We start from the raw sequence: 25,159 nt of genomic DNA on the forward strand, positions 1-25,159 counted from the left end.
CCCGTAGACTCCCCGTCGATCATCACGGCGAGTGCTCGGGGGAGCGCGAAGTGGCACGCACACGCGGAAGTTGGACAGGCGGCACGCTGACGGTCCGGTCCGTCCTGAAGCCCCAGGACGTGGCCCGGGCGGTGTTCCACCCCGCGTGGATACCGCAGCCGCTCGATCCGTCCGTGGAGCGGCTGAAGAGGTTCCGGGTCATCGCCGGGGCGGTCGCGTCCCTCGGGGTCTACACCTTCATCGAGGGCGGCTTCGACTTCACGGAGCTGCTGGAGAACGCGATGACGGCCTCCGTCGTCCTGCTCTTCCTCACGCCGCTGACGGTCGGGGCGATGCTCTGGGTGTGGCGGCGCGGCGGCACGGTGCGGCAGCTGCGGGTGCCGCTGGTCAACTCCCTTCTGCTGCTCCTGCTGTTCGTCGGGTGCGTGGCCGCCCTGCTGTTGCTGGTCCAGACGGTGAACGGCTCGGCGAACCCCGTCGTGATCATCGGGGTCGGCCTGACGATGATGTGGATGCTCATCTTCACCGCCTACGGCGCGGTGCGGGTCTCCGGCAACTTCTTCGGCACAGCCGCGACGCACCGCTGCCTGCCGCCGCTGCTCGCCATGGTGACCAGCTGGCTGGTGGCCGTCCCGGACCTCGTCACCGGTGATCTGCACGGGCTGAGCCTCACCCTGGGCATCGTCTTCATCCTGGGTGCTCCGGTGACGGTCACCGCCATCGCACTGCTGGAGATGGGGAGGCTCAAGCGGCGGTACGGGATCCGGCTGAAGGCCCATCCGGCGACTCTGGCACCGGCGCCCGCACCCGGGCCGGTCCCGCCGATGCCGCCGGGGATGCATCCGGGGATGCCCCCGGCGGGGTCGCCGTACCTGCCGCCGCAGGGGAACCCGTACGGCCATCCCTACGCGCCGGGCGGGCAGCACCCGTACGCCCCGCATCCGCAGCCGCCGTACAACCCGCAGCACCCCTACGGGGGCTGACCCCCCGCAGCGGCCAGGACGTCAGGCGACCGCGCTGAGTGTGTCCGCCAGTCGGCGGCGGGCCGCGCGGGCCGCGGGTACGGCGGCCAGTGCGGCCGCGCAGAGTACCGCCGCCGCCCCGAGCAGCAGCATCAGCGAGGCGGACGGGCCCTGGGCGATCCCGGCGCCGATGCCGCTCGATCTGCCCTGGGCGTCGATCAGCCAGTGGGCGAGCGGCAGGCCCAGGGCGGTGGCGGCGAGCACGGCCGCCAGTGCCGTACAGCCGGTGGCCGTGACGGTGATGGCCGTGATCTGCCGGGGGGACAGGCCGATGGCCTTCAGCGCGAGCAGGTCCCGTTCGCTCTCGCGGACGGTGCCGCCGATGGCGGTCAGCAGCTCGATCAGCCCGATGAGGGCGAGGACCGCGATCAGCCCGGCGATGACGGCGCGCAGTGGGGAGAGCCCGTCGGCGGGGTTGGTGACGGTGTGCACGTCCAGGTGTCCGCGCCCGGCCGTGGCCAGCCGGTCGGCGACCTCCCGCGGGTCGGCACCGGGATCCAGGCGCAGCTCGTAGAGGGTCGGGCGGAGCCCGGGGTCGTTGGCGCGGAGGGTGTCGAGGGACGTGGAGATGACCCGGCCGGCGTTCTCCGGCTCGATGCTGCGGCCCACGATGTGCAGGATCTGCGGCTGGTCGCCGACGGTCATCCGCACCCAGTCGCCGACGCGCACGTCCAGCAGGTCCAGCAGCCCCTGCCCGGCCACGGCCTCGTCGGCGCCGCGGGCGGGGCGGCCCTCGGCGAGGGTGTACGGGTAGGGGTCCTGGTCGGTGCCGAGGCCGCGCAGGGCGATGGTCGCCGTCTGGCCCGGGACCAGGGCGGCCGTCTCCACGCCGGGGTAGGCGGCGGCCACCTCCGGGTCGCGTTCCAGGAGGGCGCGGGACTGCCGCTCGGTCAGACCGGCGTCGGCACGGACGCTGAGGGCGGTCGGCAGGCCGATCTGTTCGGGCGTGCTGTGGAAGCGGTCGATGGTGGTCCACGCGCTCATCGCCACGACGATCAGCAGCAGCGGCAGGGTGAGGCGGGCGACGGTGCCGAGGGACCGGGGGCGGCGCGTGAACGCCTTGTGCCAGCCCAGCACCAGCGCGGGCGGAACCCGCGCGCCGAGGGCGCGGCGCGCCAGGTCGGAGAGCTGCCCGGCCCGGGGAGCCGCGGGCCGCAGCCCGAGGACCCGGCGCAGGCCGTTGGCCAGTCGGCTGCCAGGCGGTGCCGCTGCTGGTTGTGGGCTGAGGGCTCGGGATGTTGTCTCGGTCGGCTGCCGGTCAGGTGCGGTCGCCGCGGGCCGCAGCCCGAGGACTCGGCGCAGGCCGCCGACCAGCCGCCCACCAGGCGGAGCCGCTGTGGGCTGCGGTCCGGGGACGGACGCAGCCGTCGCGGGGCCCGGTCCGAAGGACCGGCCCGTGCTCGCCCCGGTGAGCCGTCCGCCGAGCGCCGCCGCGGGGCGCTGCACCGGCACCGGCGGTACGCGGCCCGCCCGCCAGGCGGCCAGACCGGTGGTCGCTCCGATGAACAGCACCGCGCCCACCGGGATCACGAACAGCGCCACGGTGTGCCCGGGCAGCCCCTGCCACACGCCGACCGCGTCCCCGAGCCGTCCCGGGATCCGGCTGCCCAGGGCCTCGGCCAGCGCGGCGGCGGCCACGGCACCCAGGAGCGCGTAGGCGAGGTGCTGGAGCAGGAAGATGCGGACCACCTGGCCAGGGGTGAAGCCGATCGCCTTCAGCACGGAGAGGTCCCGCAGGTGGCCGCGGATACGCGTGCCGATCGCGCCGTGGACCGCGAGCCCGGCGGCGACCAGCGCGCCCAGCCCGAACAGGCCCAGCACCTGGCCGAGGAGCCGGTTGTCGCCCTGGGCCTCGGCCCGGGCCTGCTGCCAGGTGGACACCTCCCCGATGGCCCCGGCGCCCAGTACGGTCACGGCACGCTGGACGACGTAGGACGTGTCGCCGGGGTCCGTCAGCCGCAGTCCGATCACCTGGCCGCCGGGGTCCGGCACGGCCGACGGCAGGGCCCACACCAGGCCCGGCTGCTCGCCGGGCCGGTAGCGCGGCTCGGCGCTGTCGGCGAGGCCCACCACGGTCAGTTCGCGGGCGGTGCCGGGCACGGTGAGGGTGTCGCCGGGCTCGGCCAGCAGCGCGCGGGCGAGGCGGCTCTCCAGGACCACACCGCTCGGGGTCGCGGGGTCCAGCCAGTGGCCGGAGACGACCGGCGGGCGGCCGACGGACGGGCGTTCCGCAGTGGCGCGCAGCTCCACGGCGGCGCGGCTGCCGCGCGAGGCGACGGTGGTGGCGGCGGTGGGGTACGGGCCGGCGACGGAGTCGACGCCGTCCAGTTCGGCCAGCTTCCCGGTGTCGGCAGCGGTGTCGGTGTGCAGCCACACATGCGCGCCGTGCGACTGCGTGAACACGCGCTGCCAGGGGTTGGTGGCGTACCCGAAGAGGGCCGTCGCCAGGAGCAGGGAGGCGACGATGCCCGCCGTGGCGAGGACGAGGAACAGCGCCTCGCCGCGGTGCGTGCGCAGATCGGAGTGTGCCCAGCGCAGGGTGGCTCGCACGGGCCTCAGCCTCTCGGCCCGGACGCCGGGCAGCCGTCGTACAGCCGCATGTCAGTCCTTCACCCGCATGTCAGTCCCTGAGTTCGAGCACACCGGATATGCCGGACCGGCGCGGCGGTGTGCCGCCGTCGAGTTCCGCGTCGTCGGCGATCCGGCCGTCGAAGAAGCTGATCACCCGGTCCGCGGCGCTCGCCAGCCGCGCGTCATGGGTGACCAGCAGGATCGTCTGGCCGCGCTGGTGGAAGCGGGACAGCAGCCGCATCACCTCGCGGGTGCCCTTGCTGTCGAGGCTGCCCGCGGGTTCGTCGGCCAGCAGCAGCGGGGGATGGTTGACCAGGGCCCGGGCCAGAGCGACGCGCTGCTGCTCACCGCCGGACAGCTCGCCCGGCATGCTGCGCTCCTTGCCCGTCAGGCCCAGCTCGGCCAGCAGCTGCTCCCGCTCGGCCCGGGCCTGCTTAGGCGAGGACCCGGCGAGCAGGGCGGGCAGCTCCACGTTGTCGGCGACGGACAGGTTGGACACGAGGTTGAAGAACTGGAAGACGATCCCGATCCGCTTCCTGCGCTCCACCGCCCAGCGGGCCTCGCTGTAGGTGTCGGTGGACTCGCCGTCGAGCCAGATCCGGCCCGCGTCCGGCCGCTGCAGGCCGCCGAGCAGATGCAGCAGCGTCGACTTGCCTGCGCCGGACGGGCCGGTGATCGCCACGAACTCGCCGGGCCGTACACACAGGTCGACCCCGCGCACGGCATGGGCGGGCGCGCCCTCGCCGTGGTGCGTCTTCACCAGGCCCTCGGCGCGCAGCACAGGAGCGGGACGGTCGTCGCTCACTCCAGCTCCTCCAGCTCTTCCTGGCACCGCTCCAGCCAGTCGAGATCGGCCTGCAGGTGCAGCATCGCGCCCTCTATCAGCAGGTGGGCGATGCGGTTGTCGCGGTCTTCGGCGGCGGCCAGCTTCGACAGCTGCCGCATGGTGTTCAGGTACTGGCGCCGCTGGTGGTTGATCAGGGAGATCTGGTCGGCGAGCCCGGTCTGCGGGGCGAGCGCCAGCTTCATGAAGAAGTCGTCCCGCACCCGCGGCTCGTCCTCGGGCTCCTCGAACCAGGCGCGCAGCGCCTCCCGCCCGGCCTCGGTGAGGTGGTAGACCTTTTTGTTGGGCCGGCTGGACTGCGCCACGTCCTCGCCCTCGATCAGTCCCGACTTCTCGAGGCGGCCGAGGGTCACATAGATCTGGCCGACATTCGGCTGAGGGTACGCGGAGCCCAGCAGTTGCTCAAGGTCCTGCTTGAGCTCGTAGCCGTGGGCGGGTCCGCGGGCGAGGAGTGCCAGGAGGGGCAGGCGCACGCGTGCAGTCCTCCTGTCCGGTCCAATGTGCTCCAGGCCCTAGTATCGCCCATACCTAACAGGTATACATGGCCTCTGATTCCGGGCAAGGGTGCCCGTCGCCGGTGTACAGGGAGGAACCTATGCGGTGGATCCATGCCGCGGGTAGGGGCCTTCTCGTTCTCGTCGTGGTCCTGACCGGTTACGTTGCCGCCGGAGCGCAGGCGGGCGAGCCTGCCGGCGGCGGCCGTGGACCGCTCACCCTCGCCACCGCCGGAGACCTTACCGGCTACCTCGGCCCTCTGCTGGAGGGCTGGAACCGCACCCACCCCGGCGAAAAAGTGACCCTCGTCGAGCTGCCGGACTCCGCCGACGAGACCCAGGCCCAGATGGTCACCGACCTGCGCGACGGCGACCGCAGCCGGTTCGACGTGCTCAACATCGACGTCAACTGGACCTCGGAGTTCGCCGCGGCGGGCTGGATCCGGCCGCTGCCCCGCGACCGTTTCCCGCTGAAGACCTTCCTCCCCCCGGTCGTGGACACGGCGACCTACGACGGACAGCTGTACGCCGTCCCGTACGTCACCAACGCGGGCCTGCTCCTCTACCGCAAGGACGTCCTCGCCAAGGAGGGCGTCGAGCCGCCGCGCACCTGGGCGGAGCTGGAGCGGTACGCGAAGACCATCGCCCCGAAGTACGGCCTCGACGGCTACGCCGGGCAGTTCCTGCCCTACGAGGGCCTCACCGTCAACGCGGCCGAGGCCGTCTACTCGGCGGGCGGCTCGATCCTCGGCGACGAGGGCGAGCGCGTCACCGTCGACTCGGCGGCGGCCCGCGAGGGCATCGGATTCCTGGCGCGCGGGGCGCGCGAGGGCTGGATCCCGAAGGAAGCGCTGACGTACAAGGAGGAGGAGTCCAAGCAGGCCTTCCAGGACGGCCGGCTGCTCTTCCTGCGGAACTGGCCGTACGCCTACGTCGGCGCCTCCGCGCCGGGCTCCGCGGTCGCCGGGAAGGTCGGCGCCGTACCGCTGCCGGGACCGGACGGGCCGGGGACGAGTGTCCTCGGCGGCTCCAACCTGGCTGTCAGCGCGCACGCGCGGCACCCCGACTCGGCCGCCCGCCTGATCGCGTACCTCACCAGCGAGCGCGTCCAGCGCCAGGTCCTCACGCGCGGCGCGCTGCCGCCCGTCCGGGCCGATCTCTACGAGGACCCCGCGCTCATCCGCAGGTTCCCCTATCTGCCGACGCTGCGCGAGAGCGTGCGCACGGCCGCGCCGCGCCCCAAGAGCCCGCGCTACGACCAGGTCAGCCTCGTCGTGCAGGCGGTCGTGCACGACGCGATGGCCGGGCACGAGACGCCCACGGCGGCGGTGCGCCGGCTCGCCCGCGAGCTCGCCGTCATTTCGCGCGGCTAGCGCAGTCGGCGAGTCTTCTACTTACTTGTTAGGTAACGCGGACGTCTCATCTGCCTGAGTTATGTCCGGAAAATACCGGATTGCACCACCTCAACTCCTCGGTAGCTTCTGCCTTTTCATTGACACCCTCTCGACACGCCTACTTAACATGCATGCATAACCGCTGCCCTCCTCAGAGACAGGTCGATGGGTTGAACAGGCACCACTGGTGGCGTGACGCAGTGATCTATCAGGTGTACGTCCGCAGCTTCCTGGACAGCACCGGCGACGGCATCGGCGATCTCGCCGGAGTCAGGGCCGGGCTGCCCTACCTGAAGAAGCTCGGCGTCGACGGGATCTGGCTGAGCCCCTTCTATCCCTCACCGCAGCACGACCACGGCTACGACGTGGCCGACTACTGCGGCGTCGACCCGCTCTTCGGCGACCTCGACGAGTTCGACCTGCTGGTCGGGGCCGCGCGGCGGCTCGGCATCAAGGTGCTGCTCGACATCGTCCCGAACCACTGCTCCAGCGAGCACCCCTGGTTCCGTGAGGCGCTCGCCGCGGCTCCCGGCAGTCCCGCCCGGGCCCGTTTCCACTTCGCCGACGGCCGCGGCCCGGACGGAGCCGAGCCGCCCAACAACTGGCACTCCATGTTCGGCGGCCCCGCCTGGAGCCGCGTGACCGAGCCGGACGGCCGGCCCGGCCAGTGGTACCTGCACATGTTCGCGCCCGAGCAGCCCGACTGGAACTGGCGCAACCCCGAGATCGGCGCCGAGTTCGACCGGATCCTCCGCTTCTGGCTGGACCGGGGCATCGACGGCTTCCGCATCGACGTCGCCGCCGGCCTCTTCAAGCACCCGGAGCTGCCCGACTCCGACGACCCGGAGGCCGACGCCCGCACCCGCGACTCGGTCAACCCGCTCGCCTGGAACCAGCCCGAGGTGCACGATGTGTGGCGCCGCTGGCGCTCCATATGCGAGGAGTACACCGAGCGCGACGGCTGCGAACGCCTCCTCGTCGGCGAGGTCTCCGTCCCGACGGCCCGCGAGCACGCCCAGTACGTCCGCCCCGACGAGCTGCACCAGGCCTTCTTCTTCGACCTGCTCAGCGCCCCCTGGGACCCGGACGCCTTCCAGAAGGTCATCTCCGAGGCCATGCAGGACATCGCCGGGACCGGCTCGACCGTCACCTGGGTCCTCAACAACCACGACCAGGTCCGCACCGTCACCCGCTACGGCGAACCCGCCACCGAGGGCAGCGGCCTCGGCGCAGCCCGCGCCCGTGCCGCCGCGCTGCTGATGCTGGCGCTGCCCGGAGCCGCGTACATCTACCAGGGCGAGGAGCTCGGCCTGCCGGAGGTCGTGGACCTGCCCGACGACGTGCTCACCGATCCGATCTTCCGCCGCACCGGCAGCCGGGCCCGCATCCGCGACGGCTGCCGGGTGCCGCTGCCCTGGTCGGGGCAGGCCTCGCCCTTCGGCTTCACCTCCGGTGAGGAGAGCGCCAAGCCGTGGCTGCCGCAGCCGGAGTACTTCGCCGAGTACGCCACCGACCGGGCCCTCGCCGACACCCGATCCTTCTGGCACCTGTACCGCGACGGCCTCCAACTGCGCGCCGCTCTGCCCCAGTTGGGCGAGGGCACGCTGCGCTGGCTGGACTCCCCGCCCGGAGTCCTGGCCTTCACCCGCGGTGACGACCTGGTGTGCGCCGTCAACTTCGGTACGGCCCCCACCCCCGCGCCGGTCTCCGGCACCCCGCTGCTCGCCAGCGGCCCCTGTCCGCCCGGGGTGCTCTCCGGGTCGACGGCCGCCTGGTGGATCCGTTCCTGAACGCCCCGCAAGTCAACTCCCCGAAGGGACATCAACGATGATGCGACGACGTACCACCCTGCTCACCAGCTGCACCGCTCTTGCCCTGGCGCTCGGCGCGACCGCCTGCGGCGGCGGCCCCGTCGCGGCCGGCGGCGGCGACAAGGCGCTCAGCGGCCAGTCGATCACCGTGGCCGGTGTCTGGTCCGGCACCGAGCAGAAGAACTTCCAGAAGGTGCTGGACGCCTTCACCGAGAAGACCGGCGCCAAGACGCAGTTCACGTCCACCGGCGACAACGTCTCCACCGTCGTCGGCAGCAAGATCGAGGGCGGCAACGCCCCCGACGTCGTGATGGTCCCGCAGGTCGGCGTGCTCAAGCAGTTCGCGCAGAAGGGCTGGCTCAAGCCGCTGTCCAAGAAGACCGAGCAGGCCGTCGACGCCGGCTACGCCCCGGTGTGGAAGGAGTACGGCAGCGTCGACGGCACCCTCTACGGCCTGTACTTCAAGGCCGCGCACAAGTCGACCGTCTGGTACAGCCCCGACGCCCTCGAGCAGGCCGGCGTGAAGCCCCCGAAGAGCTACGACGAGATGCTGAAGGCCGGGCAGACCGTGTCCGACTCCGGCCTCGCCGCGTTCTCCGTCGCCGGGCAGGACGGCTGGACCCTCACCGACTGGTTCGAGAACGTCTACCTCTCCCAGGCCGGACCCGAGAAGTACGACGCCCTCGCCGCGCACAAGCTGAAGTGGACCGACGCGTCCGTCGTCGACGCCCTGACCACGCTCGGCAAGCTCTTCAAGGACAAGCAGCTCATCGCCGGCGGCCAGAAGGGCGCCCTGAACACCGACTTCCCCGGCTCCGTGGAGAAGGTGTTCGGCCCGAAGCCCGAGGCCGGCATGGTCTACGAGGGCGACTTCGTCGCCGGCGTCGCCAAGGACCAGTTCGGCAAGAAGGTCGGCGAGGACGCGAACTTCTTCCCGTTCCCGGCGGTCGCCGGCGGCGAGGCACCGGTCGTCAGCGGCGGTGACGCGGCCGTCGTCCTCAAGGACGGCAAGAACCAGAAGGCCGCCCAGGCCCTCCTCGAGTTCCTGGCGACCCCGGAGGCCTCCGCGGTGTGGGCGGAGGCGGGCGGCTTCCTCTCCCCGAACAAGAAGCTCGACCTCGCCTCCTACGGCGACGACGTCACCCGCGCCACCGCCAAGTCCCTCGTCCAGGCCGGGGACTCGGTCCGCTTCGACATGTCCGACCAGGCCCCGGCGGCCTTCGGCGGCACCAAGGGCACCGGCGAGTGGAAGCTGCTCCAGGACTTCCTGCGCGACCCGTCCGACCCGAAGGGCACCGCGGCGAAGCTGGAGGCCGCGGCGGCCAAGGCGTACCAGGACTGATCCGCCATGACAGCGACCCTCGTCAAAGAGACGAACCCCCCACCGGCCGTCACGGTCGCCGACCGCACCCGGCGGCTGCGCCGGCGCGGGAAGATCGTCGCCCTGCTGTTCGTGCTGCCCGCCCTGTTGCTGCTCGGCGCGCTCGTCGTCTACCCCGTGCTGTTCAGCGTCGGCCGCAGTTTCTTCGACGCCTCGGGGACGACCTTCGTCGGCGGCGAGAACTACACCGAGATGTTCCGCGACCCGGCGACCCTCACGGCCGTCCGCAACACGGCCATCTGGGTCGTCGTGGCCCCGGCCCTGCTGACCGGCCTCGGGCTGATCCTGGCCGTCCTGGTGGAGAAGGTCCGCTGGGCCACCGCCTTCAAGCTGCTCCTCTTCATGCCGATGGCGGTCTCCTTCCTCGCCGCCGGCATCATCTTCCGGCTCGCCTACGACGAGGACCCCGACAAGGGCGTCCTGAACGCCGCGGTCGTCTCCGTCCACGACGCCTTCAAGGGGGAGTCCTCGTACCCGACGGCCCGGGCGCGTGACGGGCAGGGCCTGACGAAGGACAAGGACGGTTCGTACCGCACGAGTACGAGCGTGTCCCCGGGCGACGCGGTGACGCTGGGCCTGGTCGGGGTATTGCCCGACGACCTGCCGGGCGGGACGGAACCCGCGTACGCAGCGGCGGGACGGAAGGCCGGCCCCGACGAACTGCGCGGCGTGGTCTACCTGGACTTCACGCCCGGCGGGGGAGGGGAACAGGGCAAGGTCGACCGGCGGGAGAGCGGACTGCCGCAGATGAAGGTCGAGGCGGTACGCGACGGTAAGACGGCCGCCACGGCGACCACCGCCTCCGACGGCTCCTTCCGCTTCGAGGGCCTCGCACCGGGCTCCTACGAGGTGAAACTGCCGTCGTCCAACTTCGCCCCGCCCTACGAGGGTGTCTCCTGGCTCGGACCGGCGCTCGTCACACCGGCGATCATCGGGGCCTACCTGTGGATCTGGACCGGCTTCGCCATGGTGCTGATCGGGGCCGGCCTGTCCACGCTGCCGCGGGACGCGCTGGAGGCGGCGCGGATCGACGGCGCGAACGAATGGCAGATCTTCCGGCGGATCACGGTGCCGCTGCTGGCCCCGGTCCTCACGGTCGTCTTCGTCACCCTGGTCATCAACGTGATGAAGGTCTTCGACCTCGTCTACATCATCGCGCCCGGGCCGGTGCAGGAGGACGCGACCGTACTCGCGACGCAGATGTGGCTGGTGTCGTTCGGCGGCGGCAACAACCAGGGGCTCGGCAGCGCACTCGGAGTGCTGCTCCTGCTGCTGGTGGTTCCGGCCATGGTGTTCAACGTCCGCCGTTTCCGAAGGAGTCAGCGATGAACGCGGTGCGGCGCGGGTTGGGCAACGGAGTCGTCCAGGCCTTCCTCGTGGTGATCGGCCTGGTGTGGATGACGCCGCTGGCCGGGCTGTTCCTGTCCTCGCTGCGGTCCGCCGAGGACACGGCGAAGGGCGGCTGGTGGACGGTGTTCTCCAGCCCCGGGCAGCTGTCCTTCGACAACTACTCCTCGCTGTTGCAGAACTCGGGCATCACGCAGGCGTTCTGGAACACGGTGCTGATATCGGTGCCCACGACGGTGCTGGTCGTGGTGATCGCGGCGCTCGCCGGCTACGCGTTCGCGTGGCTGGACTTCCCCGGGCGGGAGGCGGTCTTCCTGGTCGTGGTCGCGCTGCTGGTGGTGCCCGTGCAGATCGGGCTGCTGCCGGTCGCCAAACTCTTCGGACAGCTGGGCCTGTTCGGCACGATCCCCGGGGTCGTCCTCTTCCACGTGGCCTACGGCCTGCCGTTCGCGGTGTTCCTGCTGCGGAACTACTTCGCCGAGATGCCGAAGGAGATGCTGGAGGCGGCTCGGATGGACGGCGGCAGCGAATGGCGTATCTTCACGCGGCTCGTGCTGCCCGTGGGGCGGCCGGCGATCGCCTCCCTGGCCATCTTCCAGTTCCTGTGGGTGTGGAACGACATGCTGGTGGCGCTGCTGTTCGCGGACAGTTCCTCACAGCCGCTGACGGTGGAACTCCAGTCGCAGATACGGCAGTTCGGCAGCAACATCGATGTCCTGGCGCCCGGGGCGTTCGTGTCCCTGGTCGTCCCTGTCGTCGTGTTCTTCGCGTTCCAGAGGCACTTTGTGCAGGGCGTCATGGCCGGGTCGGTGAAGTAAGCACTGTCGATGCACGACCAGGGGCTCCGCCCCCTGGACCCCCGCCTATGCCCACCCACCACCCGAAACTGCCCTTGAAAGGGGCAACGGTGGGGCGAAGGTCCGGGGTCCAGGGGGCGGAGCCCCCTCGTTGCCCTAAGCCGAAGCCGGCGGGTACAGCGACCGAGGCAGTTGGGAAGCCGCTGCCGCGTCCAGCAGCCACAACGTCCGGCTGCGGCCGTACGCCCCGGCCGCCGGCGCCTGGATCTCGCCCGCGCCCGAGAGCGCGATCGCCGCGGCCTGGGCCTTGTCCTCGCCCGCGGCCAGGAGCCACACCTCCCGCGCCGCACGAATCGCCGGCAACGTCAGCGTCACCCGCGTCGGCGGCGGCTTCGGCGCGCCGTGGACACCGACCACCGTACGGTCGACTTCCCGCACCGCCGGCAGCTCCGGGAACAGCGACGCCACGTGCGTGTCCGGGCCGACGCCCAGCATCAGCACGTCGAACGTGGGGACGGGCCCGTGGTTCTCCGGGCCCGCCGCCCGCGCCAGTTCCTCCGCGTACGCGGCCGCCGCCGCGTCCACGTCGTCGCCGTAGGGGCCGTCCGACGCGGGCATCGCGTGCACCCGCTTCGGATCGAGCGGCACCGAGTCGAGCAGTGCCTCCCGTGCCTGCGTGACGTTGCGATCCGGATCGCCCTCGGGCAGGAACCGCTCGTCGCCCCACCAGAGGTCGAGCCGGCTCCAGTCGATCGCGTCCCGGGCGGGCGCCGCGGCCAGGGCGGCCAGCAGGCCGTTGCCGTTGCGGCCGCCCGTCAGGACCACGGACGCCGAGCCCCGGGAGGCCTGCGCGTCCACGATCCTGGTGATCAGCCGGGCCGCCGCGGCCTGCGCCATCAGCTCCTTGTCGCGGTGGACGACCAGCTGCGGTGCCGTGCTCACTTCGTCGTCGCCTTCCGTACCGGTTCCAACTGGGGCGGTTCCTGCTTCACCGGTGCCTGCGCCGTCGCTTCCGCAGCGGGAGCTTTCGCAGCCGTTTCGACGGGAGCGGGGAGGGCGAGCCGCCCCCGTCCGTCACTTTTGGGCTCCCCTTTGGCCACCGGCTCTTCCTTTTCGGCAACCGGCTCTTCCTTCGCCTGGGCCGGCCAGGACGCCTTCAGCCGGTCCACCCCGTACCGCAGGGCGGACGCGTACGTGTCGTCCGGGTCCAGCCGCCGCAGCTCCTCCGCGATCAGCTCGGCCGTGTCCCGGCGCTTGAGCGCCACACCACGGGCCGGCTGGCCCTCGATGGAGAGCGTCGCGAGGGACCCGTCGGCACGGTCCAGGGTGATCGCGCCGCAGGTGGTGTCCATGCGGACCGCCGTCAGACCGGGGCCGCCGGACAGCGAGCGCTTCACTGGGACGTCCAGCCGGTCCGCGAGCCACATCGCCAGCAGCTCGCAGCTCGGGTTGAACTCCTCGCCCTCCACCTCGACGGCCCTGACCTCGCAGGTGACCTGGTCGAGGGCCGCCGCAAGCATGGAACGCCAGGGCGTGATGCGGGTCCAGGACAGGTCCGTGTCGCCGGGGGTGTAGGTCCCGGACCGGGTGGCCAGGTCCCGCACCGGCTGCTCGGAGGCGTAGGTGTCGGTGACGCGGCGCTGGGCGAGGGCACCCAGGGGGTCCTTCGCCGGGTCGAGCGGCGCGTTCACCGGCCACCACACCACCACCGGGGCGTCCGGCAGCAGCAGCGGCAGCACCACCGACTGGGCGTGGTCGGCGACCTCGCCGTACAGCCGGAGCACGACCGTCTCACCGGTGCCGGCCTCCGCGCCGACCCGGACCTCCGCGTCCAGGCGGGACTGCGTACGGTCGCGGGGTGAGCGGGAGACGCGCTTGATGACCACGAGCGTGCGCGAGGGGTGCTCGTGTGAGGCGTCGCTCGCGGCCTTCAGGGCGTCGTAGGCGTTCTCCTCGTCGGTCACGATGACCAGCGTGAGCACCATCCCGACCGCCGGGGTGCCGATCGCCCGGCGGCCCTGCACCAGCGCCTTGTTGACCTTGCTGGCCGTGGTGTCCGTGAGGTCTATCTTCATGGCCGGCGCCAGCTCCGTCCGTGTCGCTCGAGCATTTCGTCCGCCTCGACGGGGCCCCAGGTGCCGGCCCGGTACTGGGCGGGCTTGCCGTTCTTGTCCCAGTACTCCTCGATCGGGTCGAGGATCTTCCAGGACAGCTCGACCTCCTCCGTACGCGGGAAGAGGTTCGAGTCTCCGAGGAGGACGTCCAGGATGAGACGCTCGTACGCCTCCGGGCTGGACTCCGTGAAGGACTCGCCGTACGCGAAGTCCATCGACACGTCCCGGATCTCCATCGACGTGCCCGGCACCTTCGAGCCGAAGCGGACCGTGACGCCCTCGTCCGGCTGGACGCGGATGACGATCGCGTTGGAGCCCAGCTCCTCGGTGGCCGTCGTGTCGAAGGGGGAGTGCGGGGCTCGCTGGAAGACGACCGCGATCTCCGTGACGCGGCGGCCCAGGCGCTTGCCGGTGCGCAGGTAGAAGGGGACGCCCGCCCAGCGGCGGTTGTCGATCTCCAGCTTGATGGCGGCGTAGGTGTCGGTCTTCGAGGAGGCGTTGATGCCGTCTTCCTCCAGATAGCCGCGCACCTTCGTGCCGCCCTGCCAGCCGGCCGCGTACTGGGCACGCACGGTGTCCGCGCCCATGTCCTTGGGCAGCTTCACCGCGCCGAGCACCTTCGTCTTCTCGGCGGCCAGCGCGTCCGCGTCGAAGGAGGCCGGCTCCTCCATGGCGGTGAGCGCCAGGAGCTGGAGCAGGTGGTTCTGGATGACGTCACGGGCGGCGCCGATGCCGTCGTAGTACCCGGCCCGGCCGCCGATGCCGATGTCCTCGGCCATGGTGATCTGCACGTGGTCCACGAGGGACCGGTTCCAGATCGGCTCGAACATCGTGTTGGCGAAGCGCAGCGCCAGGATGTTCTGGACGGTCTCCTTGCCCAGGTAGTGGTCGATGCGGAAGACCTGGTCCGGGGCGAAGACCTCGTGGACGACCTTGTTGAGCTCCTCGGCCGACTTCAGGTCGTGCCCGAAGGGCTTCTCGATGACCGCGCGCCGCCAGGAGCCGCCCTTCTGGTCGGCCAGCCCGTGCTTCTTCAGCTGCTGGATGACCACCGGGAAGGACTTCGGCGGCACGGACAGGTAGAAGGCGAAGTTGCCGCCCGTGCCCTGTGCCTTGTCCAGTTCCTCGATCGTGGAGCGCAGCCGCTCGAACGCGTCGTCGTCGTCGAACGTCCCCTGCACGAAGCGCATGCCCTGGATGAGCTGCTGCCAGACCTCTTCGCGGAAGGGCGTGCGGGCGTGCTCCTTGACCGCGTCGTGGACCTCCTGGGCGAAGTCCTCGTGCGCCCACTCGCGGCGCGCGAAGCCCACGAGTGAGAAGCCCGGCGGCAGCAGACCCCGGTTGGCGAGGTCGTACACGGCGGGCATGAGCTTCTTGCGGGACAGGTCGCCCGTGACGCCGAAGATGACCAGGCCCGACGGCCCCGCGATACGCGGGAGCCGTCGGTCCGCGGGGTCACGCAGCGGGTTGCTGCTCGACACCTGTTCAGCCCTCCGAAGGGGCGAGGCGCTGAAGCTCGGCCTCGGTCGACTTCAGCAGGTCGGTCCAGGACGCCTCGAACTTCTCGACGCCCTCGTCCTCCAGCAGCTGCACCACGTCGTCGTACTTGATCCCGAGCTGCTCGACCGCGTCGAGGTCGGCCCGGGCCTGCTCGTACGTGCCGGCGACGGTGTTGCCGGTGATCTCGCCGTGGTCCTCGGTGGCGTACAGGGTCGCCTCCGGCATGGTGTTCACCGTGTTCGGCGCGACCAGCTCGGTGACGTACATCGTGTCCTGGTACGCCTTGTCCTTCACGCCGGTGGAGGCCCACAGCGGACGCTGCTTGTTGGCGCCCTCGCGCTCCAGCGCGTTCCAGCGGTCCGAGGAGAAGACCTCCTCGTACGCCTGGTAGGCGAGACGGGCGTTGGCGATGGCGGCCTTGCCGCGCAGCGCCTTGGCCTCGTCGGTGCCGAGCGCGTCGATCCGCTTGTCGACCTCGGTGTCGACGCGCGAGACGAAGAAGGACGCCACGGAGTGGATCTGGGACAGGTCCAGGCCCTTGGCCTTGGCCTTCTCCAGACCGGACAGGTAGGCGTCCATCACCTCGCGGTAGCGCTCCAGCGAGAAGATCAGCGTGACGTTGACGCTGATGCCGTTGCCGATCGTCTCGGTGATCGCCGGGATGCCCGCCTTGGTGGCCGGGATCTTGATGAGGGTGTTGGGCCGGTCCACCAGCCAGGCCAGCTGGCGGGCCTCGGCGACCGTCGCCTTGGTGTTGTGCGCCAGCCGCGGGTCGACCTCGATCGAGACCCGGCCGTCCTGGCCGCCGGTGGCGTCGAAGACCGGGCGCAGGATGTCGGCGGCGTCGCGGACGTCCGCCGTGGTGATCATGCGGATGGCTTCTTCGACGGTGACCTTGCGGGCAGCGAGGTCGGAGAGCTGCTGGTCGTAGCCGTCGCCCTCGGAGATCGCCTTCTGGAAGATCGTCGGGTTGGTCGTGACGCCCACGACGTGCTGCTGGTCGAGCAGCTCGGCGAGGTTGCCGGACGTGATCCGCTTGCGCGACAGGTCGTCCAGCCAGATCGCGACGCCTTCCTCGGAGAGGCGCTTGAGTGCGTCTGTCATGGAAATTCCATCTCCTACGTGTCGTATGTAAGCGTCAGCGCTGAGCTGCGGCGATCGATTCCCGCGCGGCGGCGGCGACGTTCTCGGCAGTGAAGCCGAACTCACGGAAAAGGACCTTGCCGTCGGCCGAAGCACCGAAGTGCTCCAGGGAAACGATGCGGCCGGCGTCCCCGACGTACTTGTGCCAGGTCAGGCCGACCCCGGCCTCCACCGCGACGCGAGCCTTGACGGACGGCGGCAGAACGCTGTCCCGGTACCCCTGGTCCTGCTGCTCGAACCACTCCACCGACAGCATGGACACCACACGGGTGGGCACGCCGGCGCCCTGGAGCTGCTCGCGCGCCTCTACGGCGACGTGCACCTCGGAGCCGGTGGCGATGAGGATGACCTCGGGCTCGCCGCCGTCGGCCTCGAACAGGACGTAACCGCCCTTGGCGGCATCGTCGTTGGGCTCGTACGTCGGCACACCCTGACGCGTCAGAGCCAGACCGTGCGGCTGGCCCTTGCCGAACTCCTTCGTCCAGCGCCTCAGAATCTCGCGCCAGGCGATGGCGGTCTCGTTGGCGTCCGCCGGGCGCACGATGTTCAGGCCCGGGATGGCGCGCAGCGAGGCCAGGTGCTCGACCGGCTGGTGGGTCGGGCCGTCCTCGCCCAGGCCGATGGAGTCGTGCGTCCACACGTACGTCACCGGCAGGTGCATCAGCGCCGACAGCCGCACCGCGTTGCGCATGTAGTCGGAGAAGACCAGGAACGTGCCGCCGTAGATCCGGGTGTTGCCGTGCAGCGCGATGCCGTTCATCTCGGCGGCCATCGCGTGCTCGCGGATACCGAAGTGGATCGTGCGGCCGTACGGGTCCGCCTCCGGCAGCGGGTTGTCCGCCGGGAGGAAGGAGCTGGTCTTGTCGATCGTGGTGTTGTTGGAGCCCGCCAGGTCGGCCGAGCCGCCCCACAGCTCCGGGATCACCGCGCCGAGCGCCTGGAGGACCTTGCCGGAGGCGGCACGCGTGGCCACGCCCTTGCCGACCTCGAAGACCGGGATCTTGTCCTCCCAGCCGGTGGGCAGCTCACCCTTGGCGACCCGGTCGTACTCGGCGGCGCGCTCGGGGTTGTTGTCCCGCCACTGCTGGTACGCCTTCTCCCACACCGCGCGGGCCGCCTGGCCCCGCTCCAGCGCCTTGCGCGTGTGCGTGATGACCTCGTCGGCCACCTCGAAGCTCTGCTCCGGGTCGAAGCCCAGGACCCGCTTGGTGGCCGCGACCTCGTCCTCGCCCAGCGCCGAGCCGTGCGCGGCCTCGGTGTTCTGCGCGTTCGGGGCCGGCCAGGCGATGATCGAGCGCATCGCGATGAACGACGGCCGGTCCGTGACCGCCTTGGCCTTCTGGACCGCCTCGAAGATCGCGGCCGGGTCCAGGTCGCCGTTCTCCTGCGGCTCCACCCGCTGCACGTGCCAGCCGTAGGCCTCGTACCGCTTGACGGTGTCCTCGGACACGGCCGTCTCGGTGTCGCCCTCGATCGAGATGTGGTTGTCGTCCCACAGCAGGATCAGGTTGCCCAGCTTCTGGTGGCCCGCCAGCGACGAGGCCTCGGAGGAGATGCCCTCCTGGAGGCAGCCGTCACCGGCGATGCAGTAGACGAAGTGGTCGAAGGGGGACTCGCCCTCGGGGGCCTCCGGGTCGAACAGGCCGCGCTCGTAGCGGGCGGCCATCGCCATGCCCACCGCGTTGGCGACACCCTGCCCGAGCGGGCCGGTCGTCGTCTCCACACCGGTGGTGTGCCCGTACTCGGGGTGGCCCGGGGTCTTCGAACCCCAGGTGCGGAAGGACTTCAGATCGTCCAGCTCCAGGCCGAAACCGGCCAGGTACAGCTGGGTGTAGAGGGTCAGGGACGAGTGGCCTGCGGACAGCACGAAGCGGTCCCGCCCGACCCAGTCGGCGTCCGCCGGGTCGTGCCGCATCACCTTCTGGAAGAGGGTGTAGGCGGCAGGCGCCAGGCTCATCGCCGTACCCGGATGGCCGTTACCGACCTTCTGTACGGCATCGGCGGCCAGGACACGCGCGGTGTCGACGGCCCGCTGGTCCAACTCGGTCCACTCGAGGTCTGTGGTGGTCGGCTTGGTGCTCACCCTGGGTCAGGGCTCCTCTCACAAGTCGGATGCCGGTGTATCGGGGCGCCCACCGGCCGCAGTCGAGCCTACCCCCGCGGGACGTGCGTTCTTTCGGGTCACTCCAGAGTGCCGGGACTCGTTGCGATCCGCTTCCTGACTGGGCCGTATCCCATTCGGCAAGTGAATACGGAGCCGCTCATCCGGGTGCTCAATCGAGCTTCCACGCGCCCTTCGGGAGCCGCCCTCCAACACGACCCGACCCCCGCGAATGTCCGACTCTGGGCAACGTCTAAAGTGGCGTGGTACGCGCGAGCCTTTACCGGGACTTCACACGGGTGAGGCTTGCTGGGATGTCTCTGTAGGGGTGTGCGTGACGGCCGTTGAATCCCGTCCAGCGGGGATGCTCGGGACGGACCAGAGCCCGGCCCACCGGCCGTTCGGGGCCCGTGTCAAGGCGTTCGTGGCTCTCACCAAGCCGCGGATCATCGAGCTGCTCCTGATCACCACCGTTCCGGTGATGTTCCTGGCGCAGCAGGGTGTGCCCGACCTGACGCTGGTGCTCCTGACCTGCGTCGGCGGTTACATGTCCGCGGGCGGCGCCAACGCGCTCAACATGTACATCGACCGCGACATCGACGCCCTGATGGACCGCACCTCGCAGCGGCCGCTGGTCACCGGCATGGTCAGCCCGCGCGAGTGCCTCGCCTTCGGCATCACCCTGGCGATCACCTCCACCCTGCTGTTCGGCCTCACCGTGAACTGGCTGAGCGCCTGGCTCTCCCTCGGCGCGCTCCTCTTCTACGTCGTCGTCTACACGATGATCCTCAAGCGCCGTACCTCGCAGAACATCGTGTGGGGCGGCATCGCCGGCTGCCTGCCCGTGCTGATCGGCTGGTCCTCGGTCACGAACTCCATGTCGTGGGCGCCGATCATCCTGTTCCTCGTCATGTTCTTCTGGACGCCGCCGCACTACTGGCCGCTGTCCATGAAGGTCAAGGAGGACTACGCGCGCGTGGGCGTGCCCATGCTGCCGGTGGTCGCCTCCAACAAGGTGGTCGCCAAGCAGATCGTGATCTACAGCTGGGTCATGGTCGCCGTCTCGCTCCTGCTGACCCCGCTCGGCTACACGGGCTGGTTCTACACGTCGGTGGCACTGCTGGCGGGCGGCTTCTGGCTCTGGGAGGCGCACGGCCTCCAGAACCGCGCGAAGGCGGAGGTGACGGGCGCGAAGCTGAAGGAGATGCGCCTGTTCCACTGGTCGATCACCTACGTCTCGCTGCTGTTCGTGGCCGTCGCGGTCGACCCCTTCCTGCGCTGACGCAACGCTGACGTACGTCACAGGGCCCTGCTCTCGCCAGTCGATCTACCCGTGAGTAGCATCGCCACCATGGCAGACACGCAGCAGGTTGACCCGAAGACCGAGCGCAAGGCGGCCCGGCTCGCCAAGCAGATCAGCTCCTTCTCCAAGGCCCACGGCGGCGCCGAGGGCCAGGTCGCCTACCTCGGCGAACGCGGCGCCCGCATCGTCCTCGTGGGTGAGGACGGCAACTGGGGCGACCTGGTGGCCCCCTCGTACGAGATCGCCGAGCAGGCCGTGGAGAAGTCGGGCATCACGACCCACGAGTCCTTCGACGGCGAGTTCGCCGCGAAGGTCAAGACGGGCCGCTACGAGTGGTCGCGCATGGCGGGGATCCAGGTCGGCGGGCCCAAGAACAACTGACCCTTTTCAGGGGCGCGGGGAACTGCGCGACCAGCCACAGCCGTCCCGCACCCGCCGAACACACCGGTCCTCCCACGACGGCCCCGCGACCTCAACCCCGGTTCACCCGTTAAGACCCTCAGGAACAACAGGGTCCACACGGGGGAGCCCGGATGATCGAAACGCCGTCCCTAGTGGACCAGTACTGCCACGGAGTACTCCGCACGGAGCTGGGCCTCGGCACCTTCGAGGCCCACCTCTCCCGCACGGAGGGCCCACCCGCCCCCGGCACCACCCTCTTCGACACCCAGACCGGCTTCGCCGTAAGACGCTGGTGCCCACCCCTGCTCGGCCTGGAACCCCACTGCACACCCGCCCGCTACCTGGCACGCCGTCGCGAACTGGGTGTCCTGGAGTCCGCCCGCCGGCTCCTGCGCGGCAGCGGCATCACGACGTACCTGGTCGACACGGGCCTGCCCGGCGATCTGACCGACCCCGGGGAACTGGCCTCCGCCGGAGCCGCCGAGGCCCGTGAGATCGTCCGCCTGGAACTGCTCGCCGAGCAGGTCGCCGACACCTCCGGGACCGTCGAGTCCTTCCTCGCCAACCTCGCCGAGTCGGTGCACGCCGCCGCCGCGAACGCCGTCGCCTTCACCTCGGTCGCGGGCCTGCGGCACGGCCTCGCGCTCGCACCGGAGCCGCCCGGGCCGGGGGAGGTGCGGGGGGCCGTCGGCCGCTGGCTCGCGGGGCGGGAGGTCGGCGGGGAGCTGAGCGACCCGGTGCTGCTGCGGCACCTGCTGTGGAGCGCCGTCGCCTCGGGGCTGCCGCTCCAGCTCCACGCGGGGCTCGGCGCGCCGGGCCTGCGGATCGACCGTACGGATCCGGTGCTGCTGACGGATTTCGTACGGGCCACGGCCGGTCTCGGCACGGATCTCGTCCTGCTGCACGGCTACCCGTACCACCGGCACGCCGCACACCTGGCCGGTGTCTTCCCGCACATCTATGTCGACTCCGGCGCCGCCCTGGTCCGCACCGGCGCCCGCGCCGCGACCGTCCTCGCGGAGATCCTGGAGCTGGCCCCGTTCGGCAAGATCCTCTTCTCCACCGGTGCCCAGGGGCTGCCCGAGCTTCACGTCGTCGGCGCCCGGCTGTTCCGCGAGGCGCTCGGCCGGGTGCTCGGCACCTGGGTCGCCGAGGGCGCGTGGTGCCTGGCCGACGCGCAGCGCGTGGCGGGGATGCTGGCGTCGGGGAACGCGCGCCGGGTGTACGGGCTCGACTGAACCCCGGTCAGGCGGCTTCTAAGCCTTGGTCAGGGTCGCCTCGGCCGCCGGGCCGGGCACATCGGCCACGACCTCCGGCCGTTCGCGCAGCGACAGCACCACCCGCAGCACCCAGATCCACATCACGGCCGAGCCGAGCATGTGCAGGCCGACCAGGACCTCGGGCAGGTCGGTGAAGTACTGGACGTAGCCGATGACGCCCTGTGCGAGCAGGATCAGGAACAGCTCGCGGGTGCGGTTCAGCGGGCTCTTGGGGGCGTCGACCGCCTTGAGGACGAACCACAGGGCGAACGTCAGCGTCACCACGATCCACGCCAGGACGGCGTGCAGCTTGCTCACCGTCTCCCAGTCGACCGGCATCCGTTCGACCTCGCTGGAGTCGCCGGCGTGCGGGCCCGCGCCGGTGACCACCGTGCCGACCAGGATGAGCAGCACGGCGGCGGCGACCAGGAACCAGACCAGCTGCTGCACGGCTTTGCCGACCAGTGGGCGCGGCGCGGCGTCGCCCTCACGGGTGCGCTGCCACATCACCGTCGCCACCGCGATCAGCGCGGACGTCGCGACGAAGTGGGCGGCGACCGTGTACGGGTTGAGGCCGACCAGCACCACGATGCCGCCGAGCACCGCGTTGCTCATCACGATCCAGAACTGCGCCCAGCCGAGCCGGGTCAGGCCGCGGCGGTACGGCTTCTGCGAGCGCGCGGCGATGATCGCCCAGCCGACGGCGGCGCACAGCACGTACGTCAGCATGCGGTTGCCGAACTCGATGGCGCCGTGGAAGCCCATCGCGCTGGTGGCGGTGAGCGAGTCGTCGGTGCACTTGGGCCAGGTCGGGCAGCCGAGGCCCGAGCCGGTCAGCCGTACGGCTCCGCCGGTGACCACGATGAGCACCGACATGACGATTGCGGAGAGGGCCGCACGCTGGACCGTCCGGGGTTGCGGGGTCCAGCGCTCGGCGATGAAGGCGAGCGGATTGCGCAGGGCCGCCCTGGCGTCGGCGCGGGTCACTTTTGGCACGCGACCCATCGTAGGACGCCGCTTGTGCACGCTTTCACGAGGGTCCGTCATGGCCTTGCTCCCAGCGCTTATTCCCAGCGGAAGAACCGTCCGGCCGCCGCCAGCCCGACGACCGCCCAGACGGCGAGGATCCCCAGGTCGGCCCAGGGCATCCCGGCTCCCTGCTGGAGCACGTCCCGCAGGCCGTCGGACAGGGCCGAGATGGGCAGCAGGCCGAGCAGGTCCTGCGCGCCGGAGGGGAACTTGTCGAGCGGCACGATGACCCCGCCGCCGACGAGCAGCAGCAGGAACACCAGGTTGGCGGCGGCGAGCGTCGCTTCGGCCTTCAGCGTCCCGGCCATCAGCAGGCCGAGGCCCGAGAGGGCCGCCGTACCGAGGACCAGGAGCAGCAGCACGGCGAACGGGTTGCCGTGCGGCGACCAGCCGAGCGCGAAGGCGATCACCGTCAGCAGGACCACCTGGAGCACCTCGGTGACCAGGACGGACAGCGTCTTCGCGGTCATCAGGCCCCAGCGCGGCAGGGGCGAGGAGGCGAGCCGCTTCAGCACGCCGTAGCGGCGCTCGAAGCCGGTCGCGATCGCCTGCCCGGTGAACGCGGTCGACATCACCGCGAGCGCGAGGATGCCGGGGGCGAGGAAGTCCACGGCCTCGCCGGCGCCCGTGTCGACGATGTCCACGGTGCTGAAGAGCACCAGGAGCAGGGTCGGGATGACGACGGTCAGCAGCAGCTGCTCGCCGTTGCGCAGCAGCATCTTCGTCTCGAGCGCGGCCTGGGCCGCGATCATGCGGGTCAGGGGCGCGGCCCCCGGCTTCGGCGCATAGGTGCCGGTGGCGGTCACGAACGCAGCTCCTTACCCGTGAGTTCCAGGAAGACGTCCTCCAGGGTGTGCCGCTCCACCGAGATCTTCTCCGGCATCACGCCGTGCTGGGCGCACCAGGAGGTGACCGTCGCGAGCAGTTGCGGGTCGATCTTGCCGACGACGCGGTACGAACCCGGCGTCAGCTCGGCGGCCGAGCAGTCGGCGGGCAGGGCCTTCAGCAGCGAGCCGACGTCCAGCCCGGGGCGGCCGGAGAAGCGGAGCGTGTTCTCGGCGCCGCCCCGGCACAGCTCCTCCGGGGAGCCCTGGGCGATGACCCGGCCCGCGTCGATGATCGCCACGTCGTCGGCGAGCTGCTCGGCCTCGTCCATGTAGTGCGTGGTGAGGATCACGGAGACGCCGTCGTCGCGCAGGTCCCGGACCAGGTCCCAGGTGGCGCGGCGGGCCTGCGGGTCGAGCCCGGCGGTCGGCTCGTCGAGGAAGACCAGTTCCGGGCGCCCGACCACGGCCATGGCCAGCGCGAGCCGCTGCTGCTGTCCGCCCGACAGCCGCCGGTACGTCGTACGGCCGCAGGAGCCGAGCCCGAGGCGTTCGATGAGCGCGTCCACATCCAGGGGGTGGGCGTGCAGCTTGGCCACGTGGCGGAGCATCTCGTCGGCGCGGGAGCCCGAGTAGACGCCGCCGGACTGGAGCATCACGCCGATCCGGGGCCGCAGGTCCCGGGACTGCCCGACCGGGTCGAGGCCCAGGACGCGCACCGTGCCGGAGTCCGGCTTCCGGTACCCCTCGCAGGTCTCGACCGTGGTCGTCTTGCCCGCCCCGTTGGGGCCGAGCACGGCGGTCACACCCTCCCGGGCCACCAGGTCCAGCCCGTCCACCGCGGTCTTCGTGCCGTACCGCTTCACCAGGGCCTGGACCTGGACCACGGGCTCACTTCGCATGGGTCCAGAGTCTAGGTTCGTGCGGCCCGGCTCAGACCGGCGGGTGCAGGTACTCCTCCTCACGAGGGCGGTGGACCGCCAGCCACTGTTCGGCGTAGGCCACCGCGTCCGCCACCGGGAACAGCCGTGCCTCGGCCGCCCCCACCTTTCCTCGTACGACAGGACGGTCCCGCTCGAAGTCGTAGCCCAGCTCGTCGAACCGGTCCGAGCTGATCGACACCTCCGTCACGGTCTCCCAGCCGTCGGGACCCGGCCGGCCCACTGCGACGCGCGGGGACGGTATCCGGTACTCGGCGAGGTGGAAGCTCGTGCAGGAGGCGTAGCCGGCACCGAGCAGCAGGACCCGGGCGCCCATGGCCTCCAGCTTCGCGAGCGGGCTGCGCTCGCCGAGCCGGCAGTCGGGCGCGTGCCCCTCGATCACCTCCGCCGCGCGCGGGCCGACCGCCGCGAACGAGGTCTGCGGGTGCGCGCTGCGCAGTGCGCCGGGCCAGGTGCGCACGGTCTCCGGGACGACGCCGACCCCGCGCGTGGGCGTGATCCGGGGGTCGTATGCGGGCATCGTGGCGCGGATGGTCTCCCACCAGTCCGGGGGCACGGGCGGGTTCCCCCACAGGGCCGGGTCGGAGAGGTCCCCGGTCTGTGTCGGAACCACCAGGGTGCCCTGCGGGCCGAGCGCGTCGAGCAGTCCCTGCACCACCGCGACGGCACCGCCGTTGACCCAGCCGAGGGAGCTGAGCGAGGAGTGCACGAGGAGGGTCTCGCCGGGTCGCACGCCCAGCTCGCACAGCTGCGCGCGCAGTGTGTCCCGGGTGACAAGAGGGCCGGTCGGAGGGGGTGTGGACATGGTTCGGGAGTGTCCCCGAAGCGCCATCGGCATGCCACCGGTTTGATCGATCAGAGATCGTTTTCGCAGGTCAGGTT

At 71.1% G+C, this 25,159-nt stretch carries 21 protein-coding genes; 9 read left to right on the forward strand and 12 right to left on the reverse strand.

Going from position 1 to position 25,159, the window contains the following annotated elements; genetic code table 11:
• Positions 1–50: 50 nt before the first annotated feature.
• The gene (locus MQE23_RS33560) at positions 51–983 is read left to right on the forward strand and encodes a DUF3824 domain-containing protein (protein WP_243381072.1); all 933 of its coding nucleotides are present in this window, start codon (positions 51–53) and stop codon (positions 981–983) included.
• Between the two features lie 21 nt (positions 984–1,004).
• Here the strand turns inward: MQE23_RS33560 and MQE23_RS33565 are convergent, their stop codons facing one another.
• The 3 genes from MQE23_RS33565 to MQE23_RS33575 form a co-directional block, all read right to left on the reverse strand.
• A complete protein-coding gene (locus MQE23_RS33565; RefSeq protein ID WP_243381074.1) occupies positions 1,005–3,572 on the reverse strand; it encodes an FtsX-like permease family protein in 2,568 nt (855 codons plus the stop codon).
• 70 nt (positions 3,573–3,642) lie between these two features.
• Complete coding sequence (locus tag MQE23_RS33570; protein WP_037669776.1) at positions 3,643–4,398, reverse strand: ABC transporter ATP-binding protein; 756 nt, start codon at positions 4,396–4,398, stop codon at positions 3,643–3,645.
• Complete coding sequence (locus MQE23_RS33575; RefSeq protein WP_020273239.1) at positions 4,395–4,910, reverse strand: PadR family transcriptional regulator; 516 nt, start codon at positions 4,908–4,910, stop codon at positions 4,395–4,397. The genes MQE23_RS33570 and MQE23_RS33575 overlap by 4 nt, the downstream gene beginning before the upstream one ends.
• 122 nt (positions 4,911–5,032) lie before the next feature.
• On the opposite strand from MQE23_RS33575, the gene MQE23_RS33580 reads away from it, so the two are divergent.
• The 5 genes from MQE23_RS33580 (at position 5,033) to MQE23_RS33600 (ending at position 11,682) form a co-directional block, all read left to right on the forward strand.
• Positions 5,033–6,304, forward strand: a complete 1,272-nt coding sequence (locus MQE23_RS33580; RefSeq protein WP_243381075.1) for an ABC transporter substrate-binding protein — start codon at positions 5,033–5,035, stop codon at positions 6,302–6,304.
• A 152-nt stretch (positions 6,305–6,456) separates the two neighbouring features.
• Positions 6,457–8,115 (forward strand): glycoside hydrolase family 13 protein, encoded by a 1,659-nt coding sequence (locus tag MQE23_RS33585; RefSeq protein ID WP_243381077.1) that lies wholly within the window; start codon positions 6,457–6,459, stop codon positions 8,113–8,115.
• A 37-nt stretch (positions 8,116–8,152) separates the two neighbouring features.
• Complete coding sequence (locus tag MQE23_RS33590) at positions 8,153–9,478, forward strand: ABC transporter substrate-binding protein (protein ID WP_037669784.1); 1,326 nt, start codon at positions 8,153–8,155, stop codon at positions 9,476–9,478.
• Between the two features lie 6 nt (positions 9,479–9,484).
• Positions 9,485–10,846 (forward strand): sugar ABC transporter permease, encoded by a 1,362-nt coding sequence (locus MQE23_RS33595; RefSeq protein WP_243381079.1) that lies wholly within the window; start codon positions 9,485–9,487, stop codon positions 10,844–10,846.
• Entirely contained in the window at positions 10,843–11,682 is an 840-nt protein-coding gene (locus MQE23_RS33600) for a carbohydrate ABC transporter permease (RefSeq protein ID WP_020273243.1), read from the forward strand. The genes MQE23_RS33595 and MQE23_RS33600 overlap by 4 nt, the downstream gene beginning before the upstream one ends.
• A gap of 135 nt (positions 11,683–11,817) precedes the next feature.
• On the opposite strand, the gene pgl is transcribed toward MQE23_RS33600, so the two are convergent.
• The 5 genes from pgl to tkt are packed head-to-tail and all read right to left on the reverse strand — an operon-like array spanning position 11,818 to position 18,501.
• Complete coding sequence (pgl, locus tag MQE23_RS33605) at positions 11,818–12,603, reverse strand: 6-phosphogluconolactonase (RefSeq protein ID WP_020273244.1); 786 nt, start codon at positions 12,601–12,603, stop codon at positions 11,818–11,820.
• Positions 12,600–13,736: a glucose-6-phosphate dehydrogenase assembly protein OpcA gene (gene opcA, locus MQE23_RS33610; RefSeq protein ID WP_243381081.1), complete on the reverse strand. Its 1,137-nt coding sequence runs from the start codon at positions 13,734–13,736 to the stop codon at positions 12,600–12,602. The genes pgl and opcA overlap by 4 nt, the downstream gene beginning before the upstream one ends.
• Complete coding sequence (gene zwf, locus MQE23_RS33615; protein WP_243381083.1) at positions 13,733–15,256, reverse strand: glucose-6-phosphate dehydrogenase; 1,524 nt, start codon at positions 15,254–15,256, stop codon at positions 13,733–13,735. Before zwf ends, opcA begins: the two co-directional genes overlap by 4 nt.
• A gap of 4 nt (positions 15,257–15,260) precedes the next feature.
• Entirely contained in the window at positions 15,261–16,379 is a 1,119-nt protein-coding gene (gene tal / locus MQE23_RS33620; protein WP_020273973.1) for a transaldolase, read from the reverse strand.
• A 34-nt stretch (positions 16,380–16,413) separates the two neighbouring features.
• A complete protein-coding gene (gene tkt, locus MQE23_RS33625; protein WP_020273974.1) occupies positions 16,414–18,501 on the reverse strand; it encodes a transketolase in 2,088 nt (695 codons plus the stop codon).
• A 382-nt stretch (positions 18,502–18,883) separates the two neighbouring features.
• Here tkt and MQE23_RS33630 point away from each other — a divergent pair, with 382 nt between their 5' ends.
• The 3 genes from MQE23_RS33630 (at position 18,884) to MQE23_RS33640 (ending at position 21,462) form a co-directional block, all read left to right on the forward strand.
• Positions 18,884–19,801: a heme o synthase gene (locus tag MQE23_RS33630; protein WP_020273976.1), complete on the forward strand. Its 918-nt coding sequence runs from the start codon at positions 18,884–18,886 to the stop codon at positions 19,799–19,801.
• A gap of 69 nt (positions 19,802–19,870) precedes the next feature.
• A complete protein-coding gene (locus MQE23_RS33635) occupies positions 19,871–20,203 on the forward strand; it encodes a hypothetical protein (RefSeq protein ID WP_243381085.1) in 333 nt (110 codons plus the stop codon).
• A 152-nt stretch (positions 20,204–20,355) separates the two neighbouring features.
• Entirely contained in the window at positions 20,356–21,462 is a 1,107-nt protein-coding gene (locus tag MQE23_RS33640) for an amidohydrolase family protein (protein WP_037670449.1), read from the forward strand.
• Positions 21,463–21,480: 18 nt separating this feature from the next.
• Here MQE23_RS33640 and MQE23_RS33645 read toward each other — a convergent pair whose 3' ends face one another.
• Genes MQE23_RS33645 through MQE23_RS33660 form a run of 4 tightly spaced genes read right to left on the reverse strand, consistent with a single transcriptional unit; the run spans position 21,481 to position 25,082 of the window.
• Positions 21,481–22,488, reverse strand: coding sequence for a COX15/CtaA family protein (locus MQE23_RS33645; protein WP_037670450.1), 1,008 nt, complete (start codon positions 22,486–22,488; stop codon positions 21,481–21,483).
• A gap of 59 nt (positions 22,489–22,547) precedes the next feature.
• Positions 22,548–23,264, reverse strand: a complete 717-nt coding sequence (locus MQE23_RS33650; RefSeq protein ID WP_243382850.1) for an ABC transporter permease — start codon at positions 23,262–23,264, stop codon at positions 22,548–22,550.
• Positions 23,265–23,314: 50 nt separating this feature from the next.
• Entirely contained in the window at positions 23,315–24,238 is a 924-nt protein-coding gene (locus MQE23_RS33655) for an ABC transporter ATP-binding protein (protein ID WP_082319938.1), read from the reverse strand.
• A gap of 31 nt (positions 24,239–24,269) precedes the next feature.
• Positions 24,270–25,082 carry an AAC(3) family N-acetyltransferase gene (locus MQE23_RS33660; RefSeq protein ID WP_243381087.1) on the reverse strand — a complete coding sequence of 271 codons (813 nt, stop codon included), beginning with the start codon at positions 25,080–25,082 and terminating at the stop codon, positions 24,270–24,272.
• Positions 25,083–25,159: the final 77 nt, after the last annotated feature.

The organism is Streptomyces sp. HP-A2021, assembly GCF_022807935.1.
GTDB lineage: Bacteria > Actinomycetota > Actinomycetes > Streptomycetales > Streptomycetaceae > Streptomyces > Streptomyces afghaniensis.

What these genes read in the sequence shown, in the direction of transcription:
- MQE23_RS33580 (WP_243381075.1), top strand. Translation starts at nt 5,033, where the DNA reads ATGCGGTGGATCCATGCCGCGGGTAGGGGCCTTCTCGTTCTCGTCGTG.
- MQE23_RS33585 (WP_243381077.1), top strand. Translation starts at nt 6,457, where the DNA reads ATGCATAACCGCTGCCCTCCTCAGAGACAGGTCGATGGGTTGAACAGG.
- MQE23_RS33590 (WP_037669784.1), top strand. Translation starts at nt 8,153, where the DNA reads ATGATGCGACGACGTACCACCCTGCTCACCAGCTGCACCGCTCTTGCC.
- MQE23_RS33595 (WP_243381079.1), top strand. Translation starts at nt 9,485, where the DNA reads ATGACAGCGACCCTCGTCAAAGAGACGAACCCCCCACCGGCCGTCACG.
- MQE23_RS33600 (WP_020273243.1), top strand. Translation starts at nt 10,843, where the DNA reads ATGAACGCGGTGCGGCGCGGGTTGGGCAACGGAGTCGTCCAGGCCTTC.
- opcA (WP_243381081.1), bottom strand. Translation starts at nt 13,736, where the DNA reads ATGAAGATAGACCTCACGGACACCACGGCCAGCAAGGTCAACAAGGCG.
- tal (WP_020273973.1), bottom strand. Translation starts at nt 16,379, where the DNA reads ATGACAGACGCACTCAAGCGCCTCTCCGAGGAAGGCGTCGCGATCTGG.
- MQE23_RS33630 (WP_020273976.1), top strand. Translation starts at nt 18,884, where the DNA reads ATGCTCGGGACGGACCAGAGCCCGGCCCACCGGCCGTTCGGGGCCCGT.
- MQE23_RS33635 (WP_243381085.1), top strand. Translation starts at nt 19,871, where the DNA reads ATGGCAGACACGCAGCAGGTTGACCCGAAGACCGAGCGCAAGGCGGCC.
- MQE23_RS33640 (WP_037670449.1), top strand. Translation starts at nt 20,356, where the DNA reads ATGATCGAAACGCCGTCCCTAGTGGACCAGTACTGCCACGGAGTACTC.
- MQE23_RS33645 (WP_037670450.1), bottom strand. Translation starts at nt 22,488, where the DNA reads ATGGGTCGCGTGCCAAAAGTGACCCGCGCCGACGCCAGGGCGGCCCTG.
- MQE23_RS33650 (WP_243382850.1), bottom strand. Translation starts at nt 23,264, where the DNA reads ATGATCGCGGCCCAGGCCGCGCTCGAGACGAAGATGCTGCTGCGCAAC.
- MQE23_RS33655 (WP_082319938.1), bottom strand. Translation starts at nt 24,238, where the DNA reads ATGCGAAGTGAGCCCGTGGTCCAGGTCCAGGCCCTGGTGAAGCGGTAC.
- MQE23_RS33660 (WP_243381087.1), bottom strand. Translation starts at nt 25,082, where the DNA reads ATGTCCACACCCCCTCCGACCGGCCCTCTTGTCACCCGGGACACACTG.